An 18,521-nucleotide genomic window follows, 5' to 3' on the forward strand; every position below is an offset into this window, starting at 1 on the left:
CCGGTTCCGGGCCAGCGAGTTGATTCAGGGCGCCTTCCAGGTCGGCGCGGAGAGCCAGGCGGAATCCGCCACGATGCGGGCGATCCGCCTACGCCTCGACGCCACGTTCACGGTGCCGTGGAAGTTGACCGCCTATCTCGGCGGGAAGCTCAACCAGACAATCAACCGCACCGATCAGAAGACCACCCACGTCATGGACGCGGAGAAGGGCCGGGTGCTCGACAACCGCGGGGACTCGACGTTCTTCTCCTACCGGCCGGGGTGGGCGGTGGAGACCCGGACGGAGGGGTGGGGGTGGACGCCGGTAGCGCTGCAGGCACCCGAGAACCCCGGCAAGTTGATCGTCGCGGTCCCCGACCATCTGCTCTCCAAGCCCACCGCGCAGGTGGCTGCCAAGCTGCCGGAACGGCTGGCGGCCAACGGGACCAGGTTGCCGGAGACCTACGCCGCGACCGGGATCACCGGGCTGGTCGAGACCTACGATCGGGTTCTGAGGCTGCTGGAGGCGGACGGTTGGGACGTGTCCGTCCGGAGCCCGATGCGCCGCGAACTGCACCGCAAGCTGTGGAACCTCGAGACCCATCTCGACGAGGCGTTCAACGACCGACCGGCGGCAGTCGCCACCGCCGGGCAGCCGGTCCATGCGGAATTCACCAGGGGCTACCAGTTCAGGCTCCATCACGACGGAGCGACGGTGGTGACCGTCCAGGTGCACGCCGAGCGGGGCGACGCCAGCCGGGTGGGTGGCACGAGCGACCTGGCGCACATCGAACTGGTCCGTACCGCGATCGTGGGCCATGGCGCGGAGTTCGCCGTTCAGCAGTCGTTGGGTGCCAGTCTCGGCGGCGGCGCCGATGTCGCCCTGGGCGACCTCAACCAGCCGGAGGTGCACAAGAGCACCGCTCCGGCAGCCCCGAGCGGTCGGCTGGGGTGGTCCGTGACCAGCAATGACACCAGTGGCTTCACCGCTCCGTCGCTGAACGTCCTGGTGGATCGAACCGTCGGTCCGACCAACGGTTACGACTTCGCGTTCCAGTTGACCGCGAGCGTGAGCACCTCCCTCAAGCCGGATGAGGGGCTGCGGCGTATCGAGCCGGTCGACGGATCGGCCGTGCTGCGGCTGTCCGAGCCGGACGCCTTCGACCACGGGTTGAGCGTCGACGTCGGTGCCTTCCGTGCCGACCCCGACAGCCAGGCCGCGCTCGCGGCCATCCCGCCGTCGGAGCAGACGGCAGCCGTCGTGGAGCAGCCCAAGGAGGTGCCGTACGAGTGGCGTGAGCGCCTGCGCAACACCGGGCGGCATCCGGAGGACCTCGGTGGCAACCGGTTGCCACGGCACCTGTTCGACGGCGGCGGCGTGGGGCCGGTGGGCGGCGTCCGGGTTGCGGAGGATACGGCGGCAAAGCTGCGCCTGGGCTTGAAGGACGAACTGGTCCGCGAGGGATTCCTGCCCGTGGACGAGGACCGGCCGTGGATCGACAACATAGCGAACTTCAGATTCGGCACCCTGCGCTCCATGGTGCCCGAGACGTCCGGGGTGTTCTCCGCGCTCGGCACCACGGCGCGCTCCATGCTGCCCGAGGCGTCCGGGGTGGTCTCCGCGCTCGGCACGGTGGTCTCCCTGGTGCCCGGGTTCCGCCCGGTGGCGTCCGCCGTCGGCACGGTGCGCTCCATGCTGCCCGAGGCGTCCGGGGTGGTCTCCGCGCTCGGCACGGTGGTCTCCCTGGTGCCCGGGTTCCGCCCGGTGGCGTCCGTCGTCGGCACGGTGCGCTCCATGGTGTCCGGTGCCGGCGCGATGGCTTCGCCGAGCTCGAGCTGGCTGGGCCGGGTCACGGGGGTGGACAGCGACGCGGTCCTGCACAATCTCGATCTGTTGAACAAGTTGGTCTCCAAAGAAGGTCTCGAATCGCACTTCGACTCCATCTCCCAGGACGGGATGACCTTCACCCTGAACAACTGGCGGGATGGAAAGATGCGGACGGCGATGGTCACCGTCCGGGCGTCCTATCAGGTCACCGACGAGCTCGACGCGGATGGCAACTCCGTGCACTACGACCGGACGTCCGATGAGTATCACCAGGTCAGATTGATTATGGGCCTCGGCATCGCCGGTCAGGGAGCGAGCGGCAACCACAACTTCTCGGCCGACGTCAACGGGTCGTTCAAGACGCCGGCGTCGGTGAAGTTGTTCTCGGCCATCGAGGTCCTGGGTGGCGCGTACAACTACAACGTCGGCGGCTCCGAGCGGGTCACCCGCATCGTCAACCATCCTCTGCTGGAGGAATATCCGGGCCCGGCGAAGATCTTTTCCTGGCCCACCGAGTTCAGCTGGACGATCAACTACCGCGACCAGGCTCCCGACCTCGCGCCGAGCCCCGCCCCGAGCCTCGGTGCCATGCCCGGCTCCTATCCCGACAGCGACTCGGAGAGCGTCTTCGACAGCGACGCGGACGTCGAGACGCACCCCGATGCCCTCGCGACCGTCGATACCAGCCCCGGCCTGCCGAGGGTCGCGCGGGGTGTCGTCGACGGCGTGGTGCGTGCCAAGTTGTTGGGGCTCAACAGCGACCCTGCCGCCTTCAGCGCCCCCGACACCAGAGACGTCGACCAGGCCGTGATCAACCAGGCCGTCCCGTCCTACCTCGACACCCGCGGGTTGTACGCCGCGGTGCAGGAGAAGCTTCCGGGCCTGACCGACGTCGGCCGGCCGATGGCCGCACCGGTGCTCAACATGGTCAACCCGATCGCCATCAGGTCGCGCTTCCTCGAGATGACGCAGGGCCACTACACGGCGGGCAGCCTGGCCGACCCCGCCTGGGCCGTCAACACCAGGGCGGCGCTGTCGATCAAGATGGACCGCGTCTACGACGCGCAGTTCGTCGGGGCGACGCCGGATAAGTTCGTCGTCGGTTACATCGACTACATGCAGGCGGAGGTCGCCAACTCCGCCAACAAGTCGTCCGGGTGGACCACGAGAGCACTCGCACCGACCCTGGGCGGGCAGGTGGGCAGCATAAAGCTCAATGCCACCCCGACGACGGGCGTGCGGGGGTCCGACAGCGCCTCCGTGGAGATCAAACGCGCAAGCGCCATGGAGGTCATCAAGCTGTCCTTCCACCACGGGTACGGCTACCACATGAAGGTCGACTTCCACCTTCAGACCGGAATCGAGAGACAGGTCGGGTTCGCCTTCACCAAGACCCGCGTGCCGGCCCCCGGTGCCGTTCTCGGGCGGGGGATGCTGATCCTGATGCCCGAACCCGAGGCGTTGGCGCACTACTCCGCGAACCGGCTTCCGGTCGGCGTCGCCCAGCTGACGGACGCACTGGGTCGGTGGTCCCGAGGCGAGTTGGTGATCGGCGGCAACACGGTGGCCGGACTGCTGAGCCGGTTGCGCGCGGACGTCGCCGCTCGCCCGGACGACGGTCGTCCCGACAAGCCCATGCTGCTGAGCAAGCTCCAGAGGTGGGCCCAGACGGTCACCCAGCGGCACGCCGACATCGATCAGCGCTTCGCCGTGCTCGACCCGGAGCTGCGCAGCCGGCTCGCGGCGGACTTCGGGCTCCACGACCTGGCCGCCGACATCAATCCGTTCGCCAAGCTGATCCCACCCCCCTACCTGACCCGAGCCGGCGGCCGAAGCCTGGGTTACACGGGCGTCGACCTGATGACCCTGTTCGAGCCGGCAGGCACGGACGGCCGGGGGCCGGGCACCATCACGGTGCTGGACGCGGTCCGCCGGGGACTCAACGAGGTGGCACCCGGACTGATCGGTCCCACCCACGACGACTGGCCCCGTCCGGGCACCAGCCGGGACGTCCTGATCTTCTCGTCCGACCGGCACGTCATCGGCACCAACCCGATCGGCATCGAGTCGCTCCAGAACATCATCGCGGGGCAACGCACCCACGCCCTCGTGAACGACATGCTGCACCGGCACAATCCCCCGACGTTCTACTTCGTCCGACTGCGAGAGGGCCTGTTGGCCCAGGTCGTGGAGGCGAAGCTCTCGCTGGCCCTGGTGGGCAGGCCGCAGTACGTCGACTGGTCCGAACAGTCCGGCCTGGAAATCTACAAGGCGGGCATCGCGGGCACCGGGAAATCTCTCGGCAAGGGCAAGGGTTGGTCTATCTCGAGTGCCGTCACGCTCACCGGCGAGGGCAAGGCCGTGGTGGGCCGCGGCTCGGTGGGGTTCAAACCGATGAAAAACCTCGGTGCCAAGAGCAGCGAGCTGAGCTCCAAATACCAGTCCGCCTACGAATACGACGGCGACTACCGAATGGTCGCCGACGCCAGGATCACCGTGACGGCCCGCGGGCTGGCCATGGACGGCAGGACGCTCAACAACCTCAGCGTCAAGGTGGTGGACTGGCTTCGGAAGCAATTCACCTCCTCGCCTGCCTCGAAGTCGAGCAGCCGCACGTACGAGACCCGGCTGGACATGAGGGTGCCGAAGGGGCTGGCGGAAGCCGTGCCGAGCCATCGGTCGACGACACTGGATCTGCGGTCCCTGCCGACCCTGGCCAACGACTTCATGGTCCTCTCGGCGGAGGCCGACGTGCTCCACCCGACGACCCGTGAGCTCCTGGCCAAGGTGCTCAACTCGAACGCCAACAATCCGGCCTACCGGGGCAACATCGCCATCTCCGGGCTGTTTTCCCGGACCAGCATCGAGAGCCATCTGTCGGAGATGCTCAGCGAGGACGGTTTCCGGCTCACCGCGCAGCTCTTCTCGGCCGGCAAGTCCAACCGGCGGGCCGACACGCAGGCGTACGCCTCGTTGCACGCCCTGGAGGTCATCAGCGAGTTCGAGGGCGCCGGCACCGGCCGGCTCGAGAAGTATCTGGTGAGCACCTCCGTCAACCAGGCGCGCGACCGCTGGCGACCCGAGATCGACGGCGAGTTGTCGTACGAGAAAGCCGTCGGCGAAACCAACTCCCGCCCGGGGGAGGACACGACGGTCAAGGGCAAGTTCACCAGCGGCGCCAACCGCTCCGCCCCGATGAAGCAGACCTCCGGCTACGAGGACAACAAGCGCATCGAGCGTCATCTGAAGACGCAGGGCGGCAAGGTCTTCCACGTTCGGCTGCGCGCCCGGTTCAGACTCGAAGGGGTCGCCCACTGGCACCTGGCGCTGGGCGGGCAAAACCTGTCCACGCTGGCGCCGGAGACGCTGAGGGCCAGCCCGCACGGCACCGGCTGGGTCCTCGCTGACGTCGAGATGTTGATGCCCGCCGACTCCGTACGGGAACTGCGGCGTCAGCTGGCCGAGCAGCCCCATGGCTGGGCAGACACCCCACCGTCGGGCTGGCCGGCGGCGGGGCCGGACGCCAGCACGTTCGATCTGGACGGGCTCTACAGGAGGCTGCTTCCCCCCGAGGGTGTCGACGTCGGGGACCTGGACCCCAACCGGGCGGGCCAGGACACCGCCCGGATGATCAGGAACGCCTCCGGCAGCCCGAAGCCCGGCACCCCGATCCGGCTGACCGCCGACATCGCCGAGCGGAACCGACTGCGCGTCGAGACCGTCCTCGACTGGGCGATCGCCCAGTCGAGGACGTTGCCGGGCGAGCGGGCCGAAGCCCTCCGCGCCGACCTGGCCGTGCGGCGAACTGAACTGCCTTCCCACGTCGTCACGCTCGCCGAGACCACCGACCGGGACACCCTCGAGGCGATCATCAACCAGGTCGTGCGCGCGCATCCGCCCGGCTCGGCTCCGAAGAGACCGACCGAGAAGCTGGAGATCCTCGACCAGGATCCGATCGCCACAGCCCAGATCGTCGCGTTCGAGCTGGATACCCACGTCGACCTGCATGTCACCAACGGCCTCAGGATCGACGAATACCGGATCAATCCGGCCGGCCTGGTCGTGGAGCTGCGCGGCCCGGACGACGTCCCGGCAGGGATGAACTGGTCCCAGCCGGCTACCGCAACCATGCCGAGAACCTCGAACGACATCGTCGGGGGTCTCGACCCCGACCTGGTGCGCCGGGCCGAGGCGGTGGGAATCGACCTCGCGCAGCGGCAGCAGATCTTCGAAGGGCTGCTCGCGCGCACGCCGGTGCAGATGGAGGCGTCCGACAGGCTCGTCTCCGAGCTGGAGAGTCGGATCCGCGAGAAGCTCGACACGGCCGACGACCGTGCCCGCGAGTGGATCGCCCGGAACGTGCCCGGCGCAGATCCCACGGCCTGGGGCACCACCACCGGACGCGACGCCGACGCGCCCGACAGCCGGGCCGGGCGGGCCCGGCGGCTACTGGCCACGGGCCTGCCGCGTGGCTGGACCGCTGCCGGGCCGCTGACCGGAGTACCGACCGCACTGCGGTCGGGAAGCCTGCTCTGGATCGATCGGCCCCAGGGTGCCGCCGCGGCGCGGCTAGCTGCCGACGGCAGCTACCGGCTGCTCGACCCCGTCTCCGGTGCACCGGAGCGTCCCGTCTCCGCCGACGACTTCCGCACGGCGGTCGCCGGGGCGGGGGAGATCACTGTCGTCGAGCCCGACATGTTGACGAGTTGGCTGCTGCGCGACTCATCCTGGACGGCGGTGCGCGCGCTCGGCGACAACACGCCGGAGGTGCCGCCAACGGCCGGCCACCGCAACGACCCGACCGCCGCGCCGGTTCTCGGTGACCCGCCCTCCCCGGCCACCCTGCGTCGGCTGGCCGTCGCCGCCGACGCCTCGCCACAGCGGACGCACTCCTCCGCCGCGCCGATGCTGCGAGCCGTGGCCGATGTGCTCGATCCGACGGTCGGTCCCGTGGCGACCTTCCGGGCCGTCGCGGTCGCCACCCGAGGCCTGTCTCACGCGGCCGATCGGCAGGGCTGGGCGGACGCCCTGAGCGAGCCCGCCTTCCGAGTGCCCGACGAGCAGGCGGTGGACCTGGCACTGCTGAGATCCGCACTCGACACCGTCCCCGGGTCGGCGTACCTCGGGACCGACGAGTTGATCGGCGAACTGAGCCCGACGGACACCGACCTGGTCACCGCGGCCGCCGCCGGGCGGACCGCCGCCGAGCTTGCCCGCCTGTGGCAGGGCACTTCCGACGGTCCAGGCCTGATCACGGCCCTGTCGAAACCGATGGGAGCGTGGGCCGGGACGTCGCCGGACCAGCAGCCCTCCGCCACCTCGCCCGCTCCGCTGCCCGAGACCGTCAACGCGCTCGACGACTGGACCGGCATCGCCGACTGGGCGCAGTCGCAGGCATACCTGAATGCTCACCGCCCGGAGCTGCTCTCCGACCGTAGCCTCAGGAATCTGCAGCTCAGGGCCGCTCAGGCGCCCGACGAGGCCCACCTCGCCACCTTGCGGGCGCTGCTCACCCTGGGCAGCCACGGCCGTATCGCTGACGGGTACCAATACCTGCTCGGTCCCACCCGGCACCCCGACGCACCCGCCGTCGCCGCGGCAGGCCCGACCGAGCGGCAGGAGTTGCTGATGACGCTGCTCCCCGCTCCGGGGCTGGCCGTTCCCGTGGTGGTGGCGGCGCTGGCGCAGCTGGCGCGCTCCCTGCCGGGCCCCGTCAACGCCGTGGACGCGCAGATCCTGGACCTGACCGCCGACGCGCTCGCCGGCCTGCCGATCAACGACGACGCCGTCGGCGCGATGGTGCGCGCTGCGCGCGGAGACCACTCCACGACTCAGCGCAGGCGCTGGGCGGAGGTGATCCGGAAGCTCGGCGACGACACGACCCTCCCGCACGGTGCGGCCCTGGGGCATCTCGCCGAACGGCTCTACCCTGCGGCAGCGCAACCGGCGGCTCCCGAAGTCGGCGCGGTCAACACCCCGGGGCCGGGATTGTGGAAGCGGCAGCAGGAGTCCGCGAACGCCCTCGATGCGGCCCACCGTGGCCTCGAAGACGCGCGTCGACAGCTCCGCGAGATCGTGGAGGCGAACCGCGCCGCGAATTCCCGGCTCGCCTACCTGCAGGACGGACTCGACAGGGCACAGGAGGCGCTGACCAGGAGCGCGGCGTCGATCGCCGAACACCGGGCCGAACTGCCGAACGCGCAGCAGCGGGAGCGGCAGGCGCGGCGTGGGGTCGAGGCCGCTGAGCGGCAGTTGCGCGACGTCGCGGCCAGGGCCGGGCGCGAGGAAAAGCAGGTGACTGCCGAAGAAGCGCTCACCAAGGCGCAGGCGGAACTCTCCTTTGCCCAGTCGGCGCTGGGCAGGGCGAACGAAGCTCTGCGGGGGGCACTCGTTGCCGGCCGCGGCCACGAACAGCTTCTGACGGAGCTGCGCGAGCGGGCGAACGACATGCGGGAGGAGCTTCGGACAGGCCAGGGCCTGCGCCGGGCGCACGCCCTGGCCGTTCAGGCGATGGAACAGAGCACGGCGGATCTGACGACGGCTTACCGCGCCGCGCGAGACGCGGCCAACCCGGTGCCGGCGGGGGGCGCGTCGCAGGTGGGGACCCGACACGTCGTCGATGTGGACGCCGCGTTGGCCGGCATCGCCCGGTCCGGCTACGGTCCGTCCGACACCGTCGCCGAGCTGGTCCGGCGGCTACACCTGCCCGACGGTGGCCTCCCGCCGGGGCGCCCGGTGCTGACCGCCGTCGAGCGGCAGCCGGCGGACCCGACGGCCACCGCCGTGACGACCGAGCTCGACCTCGTCCGGGAGGCGGCCGTCCTCAGCCTGGACCGGGTCCGGATCGCCCGCGACCTCGCCCGCGATCTCGGCGTCCTGGTCGAGCTGCGGGTCGGTGAGCAGACCACACAGCGGGTCCGACCGTATCTCGCCCACCCCAACGGCGAGGTGGTACGGCTGACCGCTGCCGGCTACCCGCAGACCGTGAACGATGCCGTCCACCATCTGCCACAGGCCATTCGGGACCGGCTGAGCGGTCTCCGGGGCCGGCCGGAGGTGGAAAGACGGCTCGAGTTCCTGCACGACCAGGAAATCGCCACCCTGCAAGACTTCGGTGCCGGCGTCGCCGCGCTGCTGGACGGACGCACGCCGAGCGATCAGGACCTACTGCGCGCGCACGACACGGACGCCCCGGCAGGCGCACGTGGCCAGCCCATCGAGGCCACCGGCGACATCGGGCCGGTATCCCGGCCCGAGCAGCCGGCGGGCCCCGCCGACAAGGCGGATGCCCCGGGTGCTCCGGGGCGGGTGGAGATCGACGCTGAGCGGTGGCGGCGGACGGGCGAGGCGTTCCGCCCCACGGGCGACAAGGTGATCCGTGCGCCTGGTGGTGAGCGGGTCGCGGTGCGGTATGCGTTGACGCCCGCGTCGGATGTGTGGGTGTTCGAGGTGCGGGTGCATCTGACGGGTCAGCCGGAGGCCGTGCTCCAGCAGGTGCGGGAGGCCGCCGAGGAGGGTGTGGAGACCTATCTCAATGCGCCGGGGCACCGGTTGCCGTCGGTGGATGTGCCGTTGCGCATGGAGGTGCGGTTCGTCGATGAGCCGGGGCTGGCGCATTTGACGGTGGCGGTGGGGGCGGCGGACAGCCGGACGGATCAGGCGGGCTGGGCGGCGGGGCAGCCGCCGGCGACCTATGCGCATGAGTTGCTGCACTTCCTGGGGGTGGCCGACCATCGGGCCTCGCTGCTGCCTCCGGGTGACGGCGTGGCACCGCCGGTCGGCGAGTCGTTGATGGGTCACCATGACCCGGAGGCGGCGTCCCTGGCGGTCAGCGACGACGATCTGCGGCAGATCGTGGAGACGTTGGCGCCGCATTACGCGGGTGTGGTGGGCAGTCACGGTCCGGTGGTGCGTCCGGTGGGTGCGGCGAGTGCGGCGCGGGGTCCGAGCGGTGTGGTCGAGTCGTGGGCCAGTGGGGTGGACACGCCGCCGGGGCTGCCGGGCCAGTCGGTGGCGGCAGCTCCGGCGGGCGGCCCGCGACTGCCTGACGGGGATGTGTGGTGGTTGGCTGGCGACGGCGTGCCGAGGGGCATCGCGCCGAGGGTGCCCCACATGGTGACCGTGGTAGCGCGTCTGGGTCACGGTGAGTTGATTCAGGTCGATGGTCGCGGTCTTACTGCGGAGCAGTTCGCAGGGGTTCTTCGGGACCGGCGTGGGTGGCCGGCTTCGGGTGGGCCGGATGTGTTGCTGGTCGTTCCCGAGGCAGCGGTGGCGGGGCCGCTGGAGCGGTCCTTTGCGGCGCGGTTGCGGGACCGTCTGGGTGTCGGGGTGTTGGCGTCTACGAGTCCGGTGTTCCGTTGGTCCACGGGTGCCGCGCAGGAGTTGCGGGCCACCGGGGTGGGGATGTCACGTTCCGCCGATGGGGTCCTCACGTTGCAACTGGGGCGATCGGCGTGGCAGTGGTATCCGCCGGGTCTGGGCAGGCCCGCACTGGTGCTGGAATCGTCGTTGACCGAGGCGGTCTCGTCGTTGCGTGGCGATGGGCTTTCCTGGCCGATTCCGGACCGGTCGACGTCGGGCATCTTGGCCAACGAGCCACAGCCGGACGGTGACGTTCCTCGGCAGCAGCCACCGGCGCCGGCTGCTGGCGGCTCCAAGATGAAGAAGTTGACGGGGGTGTTGCGGCAGTTGCGTGATCGGCCACGGCCGGTCTCCGACGGGGCGTGGGAGAAGTTGCCGGCTCATCCTGACCCGTCGGGCTACAGCTTCGCCTATGTTGAGGCGCATCCGGGTAAGCTGCCGGTCGAATCCCTCCTGGCCGAGTTGAATGATCATCGCCAGGGCCCGATGCCGACCGGCAAGCGGCGTTCCGCCCCGCCGGGCACCATCGAGGTGCAGGTAAGCAACGTATTCGTGAAGGATGCCAGGAGCATCCGATCGCTACCGGACCACGCTTCTGGACTCGCTCGCCCGAGCCGATCGGGGTGGAAGCTGGAGATTGGGTCGGTCGAAGGGCAAGCTAGAGCCGAATACCGACTGGTCGAGGCGTACTTCCCATTCGTATTGAAGGAGGAACTTGCAGACGACTACATGGTCCTGAGCGTGCCTGAAGAGACAAAAAAATCAAGCCTTCCTGGGGCATGGAATTCGAAGCTGAATCCTGGGTTATATCCGATTTTCATCGGCATGATATTTCCGATCACGACGACTCGGTCGAAATCCGGGGTCGAGGCGTTGGCGGCCGAGGTGCGACGTCAGTCGCCTCGATGGCAGGGGCGGGTGCCGGTTCTGGTCGGCGATTTTCTGCGGAGTTCTGGCAATCCGATCGCCCAGGTGCTTTCGGATCTGCTGCACACTCGGGTGGTCGCGCCGCCTTCTGGTGCGGTCATGGTGATCGATAACAAGCTCGTGTCGGGTGCGGCGGCCACGTTTGTCAATGCGGCGACCGGTGGGCTGGAGATCGGTGTGATCGGCCCTGGTCCCTCGGTGGCGGGGCGTGTCGGTCACTCCGGGGGTTGGGCCGTCTTCGAGCCGGGCATGGGTCAGGTTGGCGTAGCGCAGATCCGTGGAACGGGGAGCCTGCCCTCGCACCAGGCCCGGATGGTCCAGCTGATGCCGACACTTGACTCGCCGGCCGCTTGGCCCCCCGAGTCGACGCTTTCCCCGTTGAGCCGGACCGCTCAGGAGCTGCTCGCGCAGAGCTTCGCGTTCCCGGGCGGGCGCATTTTCAAGGGCAACCCGCCCAGCGGGTTGGTGGATCTAAAATCTCTGTTGTCCAGCTCCCGTCATCCGGCCCTGCCCGACACGTATGTTATTGCGCTGCACGGGGGTTCGGAGGGTCTTAGTGTAGGAAGCCTTTTCTACAATGCGCGGGCGTTGGCTGAGGTGGTGGCCAGTGACCCGTTCTGGCAGCCGGGTGCCGACGGTAGGCGGCCCGAGTTGCTGCTAACGCAATGCAACACTTATTCGCAGGCCGTCGACGGGGTGCCGTTCCTGCCGGTTGCCCAGCGTGTTGCCGACGCTCTGGCAATGCGCCTGGGCCACGGCATCCGAATACAGGCAGCCGGCGGTATTGTGGTCTTTGATCACCTAATGCAGGGCTACGCGGTGGCCGTCGAGGTTTTCGATCCCCGCAAGAACCAAATTGTTCGGGACATTAAGCATCCGGCTGCTCAATTTTATGAGGTTTTCGGTCGTGAGCTCGGCGAGGCTTTGACAGCGCCCAAGCCGACGGTGCGGTCCCATGGAGTCGGGCCGTCTGAAATCCCACCGTCAGTAAGAGGTGCCCTTACTGCGGTGCCTTCTGCTCTGGAGTTCCCTGTGGGGCCTGGGTGGCAGGCGGCGCCTGCGGATTTCATGGCTACGGAGTTGGTTGGGCTGGGTGGGAGCTATGAGGCCGATGTGCGGCAGGCGCATGAGAAGCTGCCGGCAGATGTGGTCCTGCAGGATCATAAGCTTCGGGCGTTGTGGCGGTTTTTGCGGGTGTACGACGACATCAGTCGATTGACGACTGTCGGGGATGCTGCGAGTGCTATGGAGGCGTTCCAGGCTGGATTGTGGCGTGGTCTGGTGCGTACTGCGGTGGACGCGGTACGGGCTCTGCCGGTGCGTCCGTTCGGAACTGCCGATGGTTGGGGTTATGTGTCGGTGCCGCTCGTCCCGGGCCTCGATCCGCAGGCGCGGGCGCAGGAATGGTTGCGTGATCCGGGGCGGATTCCGGTGCGGGTGTCGAGCGTGGCGAGGCCGGCGCGGCACTCGCTGCTGATCGCGCTCGACAGGGAGTTCGTCAAGAAAGTGACCGAGTTGGCGCCGGGGACGCCGGACGGCTCCGACGTCGGTCTGGCGTATGTCGATCCGTCGTTGGCGCAGGTGTGGGTCGATCGGAATGCGGAGACGGGGGTCGTCTCCGCGAGGGTGGTGCGAGGGGCGGCCGGCTTCTCGGCGCCGGGTGGGGCCGGCACGTCGGCCGGATGGGCTGCCGCATCGCCTCCGGCAGGGACAACCGGCTCCTTCGTTGCGGTGAACTCCGGCGCAGCGCGGGCTGGCCTGAATGCCTCGGGGCGGGTGGAGGTCGATGCTGAGCGGTGGCGGCGGACGGGTGAGGCGTTCCGTTTCAGCGGTGACGGTGTGTCCCGTGTTCCTGGTGGTGAGCGGGTCGCGGTGCGGTATGCGTTGACGCCCGCGTCGGATGTGTGGGTGTTCGAGGTGCGGTTGCACCTGACTGGTCAGTCGGATGGCGACGTCCTCGACGCGGTCAAGCGGGCCACCGGCGACGGGGTGCGGCGATATCTGAATGATCCGGGCTATCGGTTGCCGTCGGTGGGTGTGCGGATGCGGGTGGAGGTGCGGTTCGTCGATGATCCGGGGTTGGCGCATGCCACGGTGGTGGTGGGGGCTGCGGGTAGCCGGACGGATCAGGCGGGTTGGGCGCAGGGGGAGCCGTCGGGGACGTATGCGCATGAGGTTTTGCATTTCCTCGGTGCGGTGGACCATTCCGATTCGTCGTTGATGGGTCATCACAGTCCGGGTGCGCCTTTGGTGGTCGAGGAGGGTGATCTGCGGGAGATCGTGGAGACTCTGGCGCCGCATTACGCGGGTGTGGTGGGCAGTCACGGTCCGGTGGTGCGTCCGGTGGGTGCGGCGAGTGCGGCGCGGGGTCCGAGCGGTGTGGTCGAGTCGTGGGCCAGTGGGGTGGACACGCCGCCGGGGCTGCCGGGCCAGTCGGTGGCGGCAGCTCCGGCGGGCGGCCCGCGACTGCCTGACGGGGATGTGTGGTGGTTGGCTGGCGACGGCGTGCCGAGGGGCATGGCGCCGAGGGTGCCCCACATGGTGACCGTGGTGTCGCGTCTCGACGAGGAACAGAGGATCCACGTCGGTAGCCGTCGTCTCACGGCCGAGCAGTTCGCGTCCCAGCTCCGCCAGCGCGGTGGGGCCTCCGGGGTGCCGGACGTGCTGCTGGCTGTCGGCGAGGCGGCGGTGGCGGCGCCGCTGGAGCGGTCGTTCGCCGCTAGGTTGCGGGACAGTCTGGGCGTCGGGGTGCTGGCGTCCGCGAGCCCGGTGCTCCGCTGGTCCACCGCCGGGGCCGGGGACTTGCGAGCCATCGGCGTGGGGCTGGCACGTGAGGCCGGCGGGCAGCTCACGGTACGGCTGGGTCGGTCGGCGTGGGAGTGGTATCCGCCGGACGCGGGTCAACCCGCACAATCGCTGCGGTCGTCGCTGGCCGAAACGGTGTCATGGCTGCGTGGCGACCAGGTCTCCTGGCCGAACACGGGGGAGTCGCAGTCGGGCGTCTGGGCCAACGAGTCGCAGGTGCAGGGTCTCACCGTCGGGCCGGTGCCGGTGCCGGTCGCGCCGCCGGACCCCGATGCCGGCTCCCACGGGCAGCGGGCTGCCGTCGTGGGCGCGGGAGCAACCTTTACCGCCGATCCGTCTGCGGCGGCGCCGTCCTCTGTGCAAGATACGTTCTCGATGGCGACCGCAGCGCTATCTGATGAGGCCCGCCTCGCGCTGTGGCGATATGTGCGGGACCGTCACCTGACACTCGCCATTTCCTCGGTGGCCAGCGAGATGTCAGATGCGGATAGGGGTCTGTGGGCGGAGGTGGTGGCTCCGGCCTCCCAGGCATGGGAGGAACTGCGCGACCATTCGGATACGGAAGGCTTCAGCTTCGCCTACGTCGAGGCGCATCCTGGCAGGTTGCCGATCGAGTCAATTCTGGCTGAGCTGAACAATCAACAGCGCGGCCCGATTCCGACGGGCGGGCGACGTCCCGCCCCGCCGGGCACCATCGAGGTGATGGTAAGCAACGCGCTCGTGAAGGACGCCAGTGGTCTCGTTCGATCGCCGTCCAGGGAGACTCCTGGTCTCGCCCGTCTGAACCGATCCGCATGGACGTTGGAGTTCGCGCCGAGTGAAGGGAGAATCCCAAGCGGATTTCGGGTGGCCTTGCGGCCCTTACCCGAAGAGGTGCAGATAGTCGGAGGCACGGCCGACATGGTGGTGATCCTGGGTCCCCTGTCGGAGCTGTCGAAGTTGCGTGAGGCGTGGAATTCCGAGTTGAACGGCGGGTTCTACCCGATTTTCATCCACAACTCCATGACGCCAATCTTGAATCAGTACGGTGATATCACCGACGCGGTGGCGGCCCAGATTCGGCGGCAGCGGTCCCTGTGGCAGGGCAAGGTGCCGGTGCTGATCGGCGACTTCATACGTCGATCCGGCAACCCGGTCGTCCAGCAGATTTCGGATCTGCTGGACACGCCGGTGGTCGCGCCGCCCGCGGGTGCGGTGATGGTGATCGACGGCAGGTTGGTCTCAGGTGACTTGGCCACGTTCGTCGACCGGGCCGGTCGGCTCGAGCTCGGCCTGACGAGAAGTGACCCCTCGGTCTCGGGCCCCCTCGGACACGCCACCGGCTGGGAGGAATTCCGGCCAGGAATGGGACGTGTCGGGCCGGTCGAGGTCCATGGGGCAGGAGACCAGCCGCTGCCTCCGGGGCCACTGCACCAGATGATGTCGACCTTTGATGAGCCGACCGCACTACCCCGTGAGTCGCCGCACCCCGATCTGAGCGAGCCCGCCCGAGAGCTGTTGGCGAGCAGCATCCCGTTCTCCGGTGGGCGTGCTTTCAGGGGTAACCCGCCGATTGAACAGCAAGAGCTGGGCGAAATCCTGCGGGCCAGCCGCTCGCCGGGCCTTCCTGGCATGTATATCATCGATATGCACGGTGGGGCTGGCCACCTCACGGCGGCAGATACCTCCTTTGACGCAAGTGCGCTGGCCGAGGTGTTGGCAACCGACCCGTTCTGGCAGCCGGATGCCGATGGGAACCGGCCCGAATTGCTGCTCGCCTTCTGCAACACCTATTCGCAGCTCAGGGACGGCGTGCCGTTCCTGCCGGTGGCCCAGCGGGTTGCCGATGCCTTGGCGCTGATCCTGGGGGAGAGCATCAGTGTCCAGGCGGGTGCCGGCATCGTCTATTTCCTCGGCACGCATCTGAATATCAGGGTGGCCGTTGAGATTCCTGATCCCCAATCGAGTGGGATGCCGACGGCCCGGTCGGGCGGGCACCAGCCCATGGTGGTGACGGACGACCGGCATCCGGCCGCTTTCTTCTGGAAGCTGGACGGCCGTCAGTTCGGCGAGAAGTTGACCAGGCCGAGACGGATGGCCCGGGCGTATCCGGTCGAGGAGCCGCTGCGCGGCCTCTCCGAACCGGAGCCCGGCAAGATCGTGGAGGTGCCTCGTGCTCGGCCTTTCCCTCCGCCGAGGACCGGGGAGATCGCCTCGATCGGCGACCTTCTGGCCGTGGAGATGCTCGGGGAGGGGGGCAGCTACGAGCGCGACTTGCTGGAGGTGAGCGAGGATGTGCCAGCGGCTCTGTTGCAGGAGCTGAATCTGTCGGATCGCAAGGCTCGGGCCCTGTGGCGCTTCTTGGACGACTACGACCGCGTCGGCGAGCTGGTGACCATCGCGAATGACGCGACCGAGATGGAGGTGTTCGAGGCCGGGCTGTGGCGCGGCCTGGTGCGTACCACAGCTGATGTTCTGCGGGATCTGCCGGTGCGACCCTTCGGGGCCGCTGGCGGTTGGGGTTTCGTTTCCGTTCCGCTCGCCCCGGGCGGTGACCTGCGGGCGCGGGCACAGGCATGGTTGGCGAATCTCGAGTTTCCGGTGTGGGTATCGGACGTGTCGCCACCGCAAGCCTCCGGCTCGTTGACGATCGCGGTGAGTCCCGAGTTCGTCAAGAAGGTGACGGAGTTCGTCCCGGGCGGGAACCCGGACGGCTCCGAGGTCGGCCTGGTCTATGTCGATCCCACGCTGGTGGACGTGCAGTTCTACCAGGACGACGGCACGGGACATGCGCTCGCCACGGTGGTGCCATGGCCGAGCTTGCTTCCGTTGCTGGGCGGGAGCGACGGCTATGCGGGTGGCAATTCGGTTTCCATCGATGCGACCGACGTAATGAACTCGGTGCCTGGTCCGAGCGGTATGACGGAGCTCCTGGCCAGCGGGGAACGCACCGCCCCGGGGATGCCCGGGAACCCGGAAGCACCCCCGGCCCGCATCCTGCGGCTGCCGACCGGGGCTGTTTCATGGCAGATCGGCGACCATCTGCCGAGGAGCATGGCACCGCTGGTACCCGACATGCTTACGGTGGTGTCGCGTCTGAACGGCGTCGATCAGCTCATTGATACTGGCGTGGGTTCAGCCGTTACCGCCGAGGCATTCGCAGACACTTTCCGAAAGAGGGGCTGGCCGCCATCTGGTGGGCCGGATGTGTTGCTGGTCGTCAGCGAGGCGGCGGCGGTAACGGACCACCTAAAACGATCTTTCGCCGCTCGCGTGCGGGACCGCCTCGGCGTCGGGGTGCTGGCCTCTGCGACGCCGGTGTTCCAATGGTCCACGGGCCCCGGCGCGGGGTTGCACGCCGGCGGGATCGGGCTGGCACAGAACGCCAAGGGTAAGCTCGCGTTGCAGCTGGGCCGATCGGGATGGGTATGGTATCCGCCGGGCGCGGGCCAACCCGCGCTGGTGCTGGAGGCGTCGCTGGCCGATGCGGTACGCACGCTCCGAGGTGCCCAGGTCACCTGGTCGCAGCCGAACCCGGGCCACCCCAGAGCGGGCTTCTTGGCCAACGTGTCTCAGCTGGAAGGCCTCAATCTGGGGCCGGTGCTGGCCAATACGTCACCCGGTGCCGTGCGCTCCCGGGTGGATCCGGCCGCCGCGGTGGATCAGGGGGCGGAGTTCGCCGCTGATCTGGCTGCTGTGCGGGCGTCCGTTCGGAATGCGTCCGCCACGTCGAGCAACACGGCGGTGGCGACTCAGGCCGGGGCAGGCCCGGCGACCGCGATGATGTCGGACAAGGACCTCGTCGCGCTGTGGCGATATCTGCGCGATCGGCAACAGACGCTCGGCCTCCCGTCGGCAACGAGCGAGATGTCGGACTCGGATATGAGTTTGTGGACGGACGTGGTGGCTCCTGCGTCCGAGGCCTGGGGCAAACTGCCCGACCATCCTGATCCGGCAGGCTTTAGCTACGCCTATGTCGAGGCGTCCCCTTGGAAGCATCCGGCCGCGTCCATCCTGGCCGAGCTCAATAATCAGCGACGAGGCCCGATCCCGACGGGCGGACGGCGTCCCGCCCCGCCGGGCACCATCGAGGTCGTGATCAACCATACGTTCGTGAAGGACGCTGTGGGGCTCGTCCGGTCGCCCACCGCCGGCGCTTCTGGCCTTGCCCAACTGAGCGGATCGGTATGGTCGCTGGACGTCACAAAGTCGCTAGGCGTCGAGGGCTCTTTCTACCGGGTGAGTAACTGGCCAGCTTCGGTCAAGAGCGATATGTCTGTGATCGCCGATGCGGCCGGTATGGTGATTACCTACCCTGGCCCCGCTTCAGACGTGTCGAATCTCCGCGAGGCGTGGAATTCACGGTTGAATAATGGATTCTATCCGATTTTTATCAGCCACTCCACGATGGTCGTGCTGAACACAGGCCCGACGCTCGTCAGCTGGTTGACGGCGCACCTGCGGCGGCAGCGGTCCCTGTGGCAGGACAAGGTGCCGGTCCTGGTCGCCGACTTCATGCTTAGCGCTGGCAACCCGATCGCCCAGCAGATTTCGGACGATCTGGACGTCGGGGTGATCGCGCCGCCCGCCGGTGCGGTGATGGTTATCGACAACAAGCTTGTGTCGGGTGGGGTGGCCACGT

Annotated in this window: 1 protein-coding gene (only partly in view); it reads left to right on the forward strand. The window is 68.6% G+C overall.

This entire window lies inside a single protein-coding gene on the forward strand: locus SNR22_RS06990, encoding a hypothetical protein (RefSeq protein WP_320065633.1). The 53,508-nt coding sequence extends 18,401 nt beyond the window's left edge and 16,586 nt beyond its right edge, so the window shows coding positions 18,402–36,922 — codons 6,134 (partial) to 12,308 (partial); the first codon wholly inside the window starts at position 2. Both codon boundaries (start and stop) fall beyond the window edges.

Source organism: Micromonospora sp. RTGN7 (assembly GCF_033804645.1).
Classification (GTDB): Bacteria; Actinomycetota; Actinomycetes; order Mycobacteriales; family Micromonosporaceae; genus Micromonospora.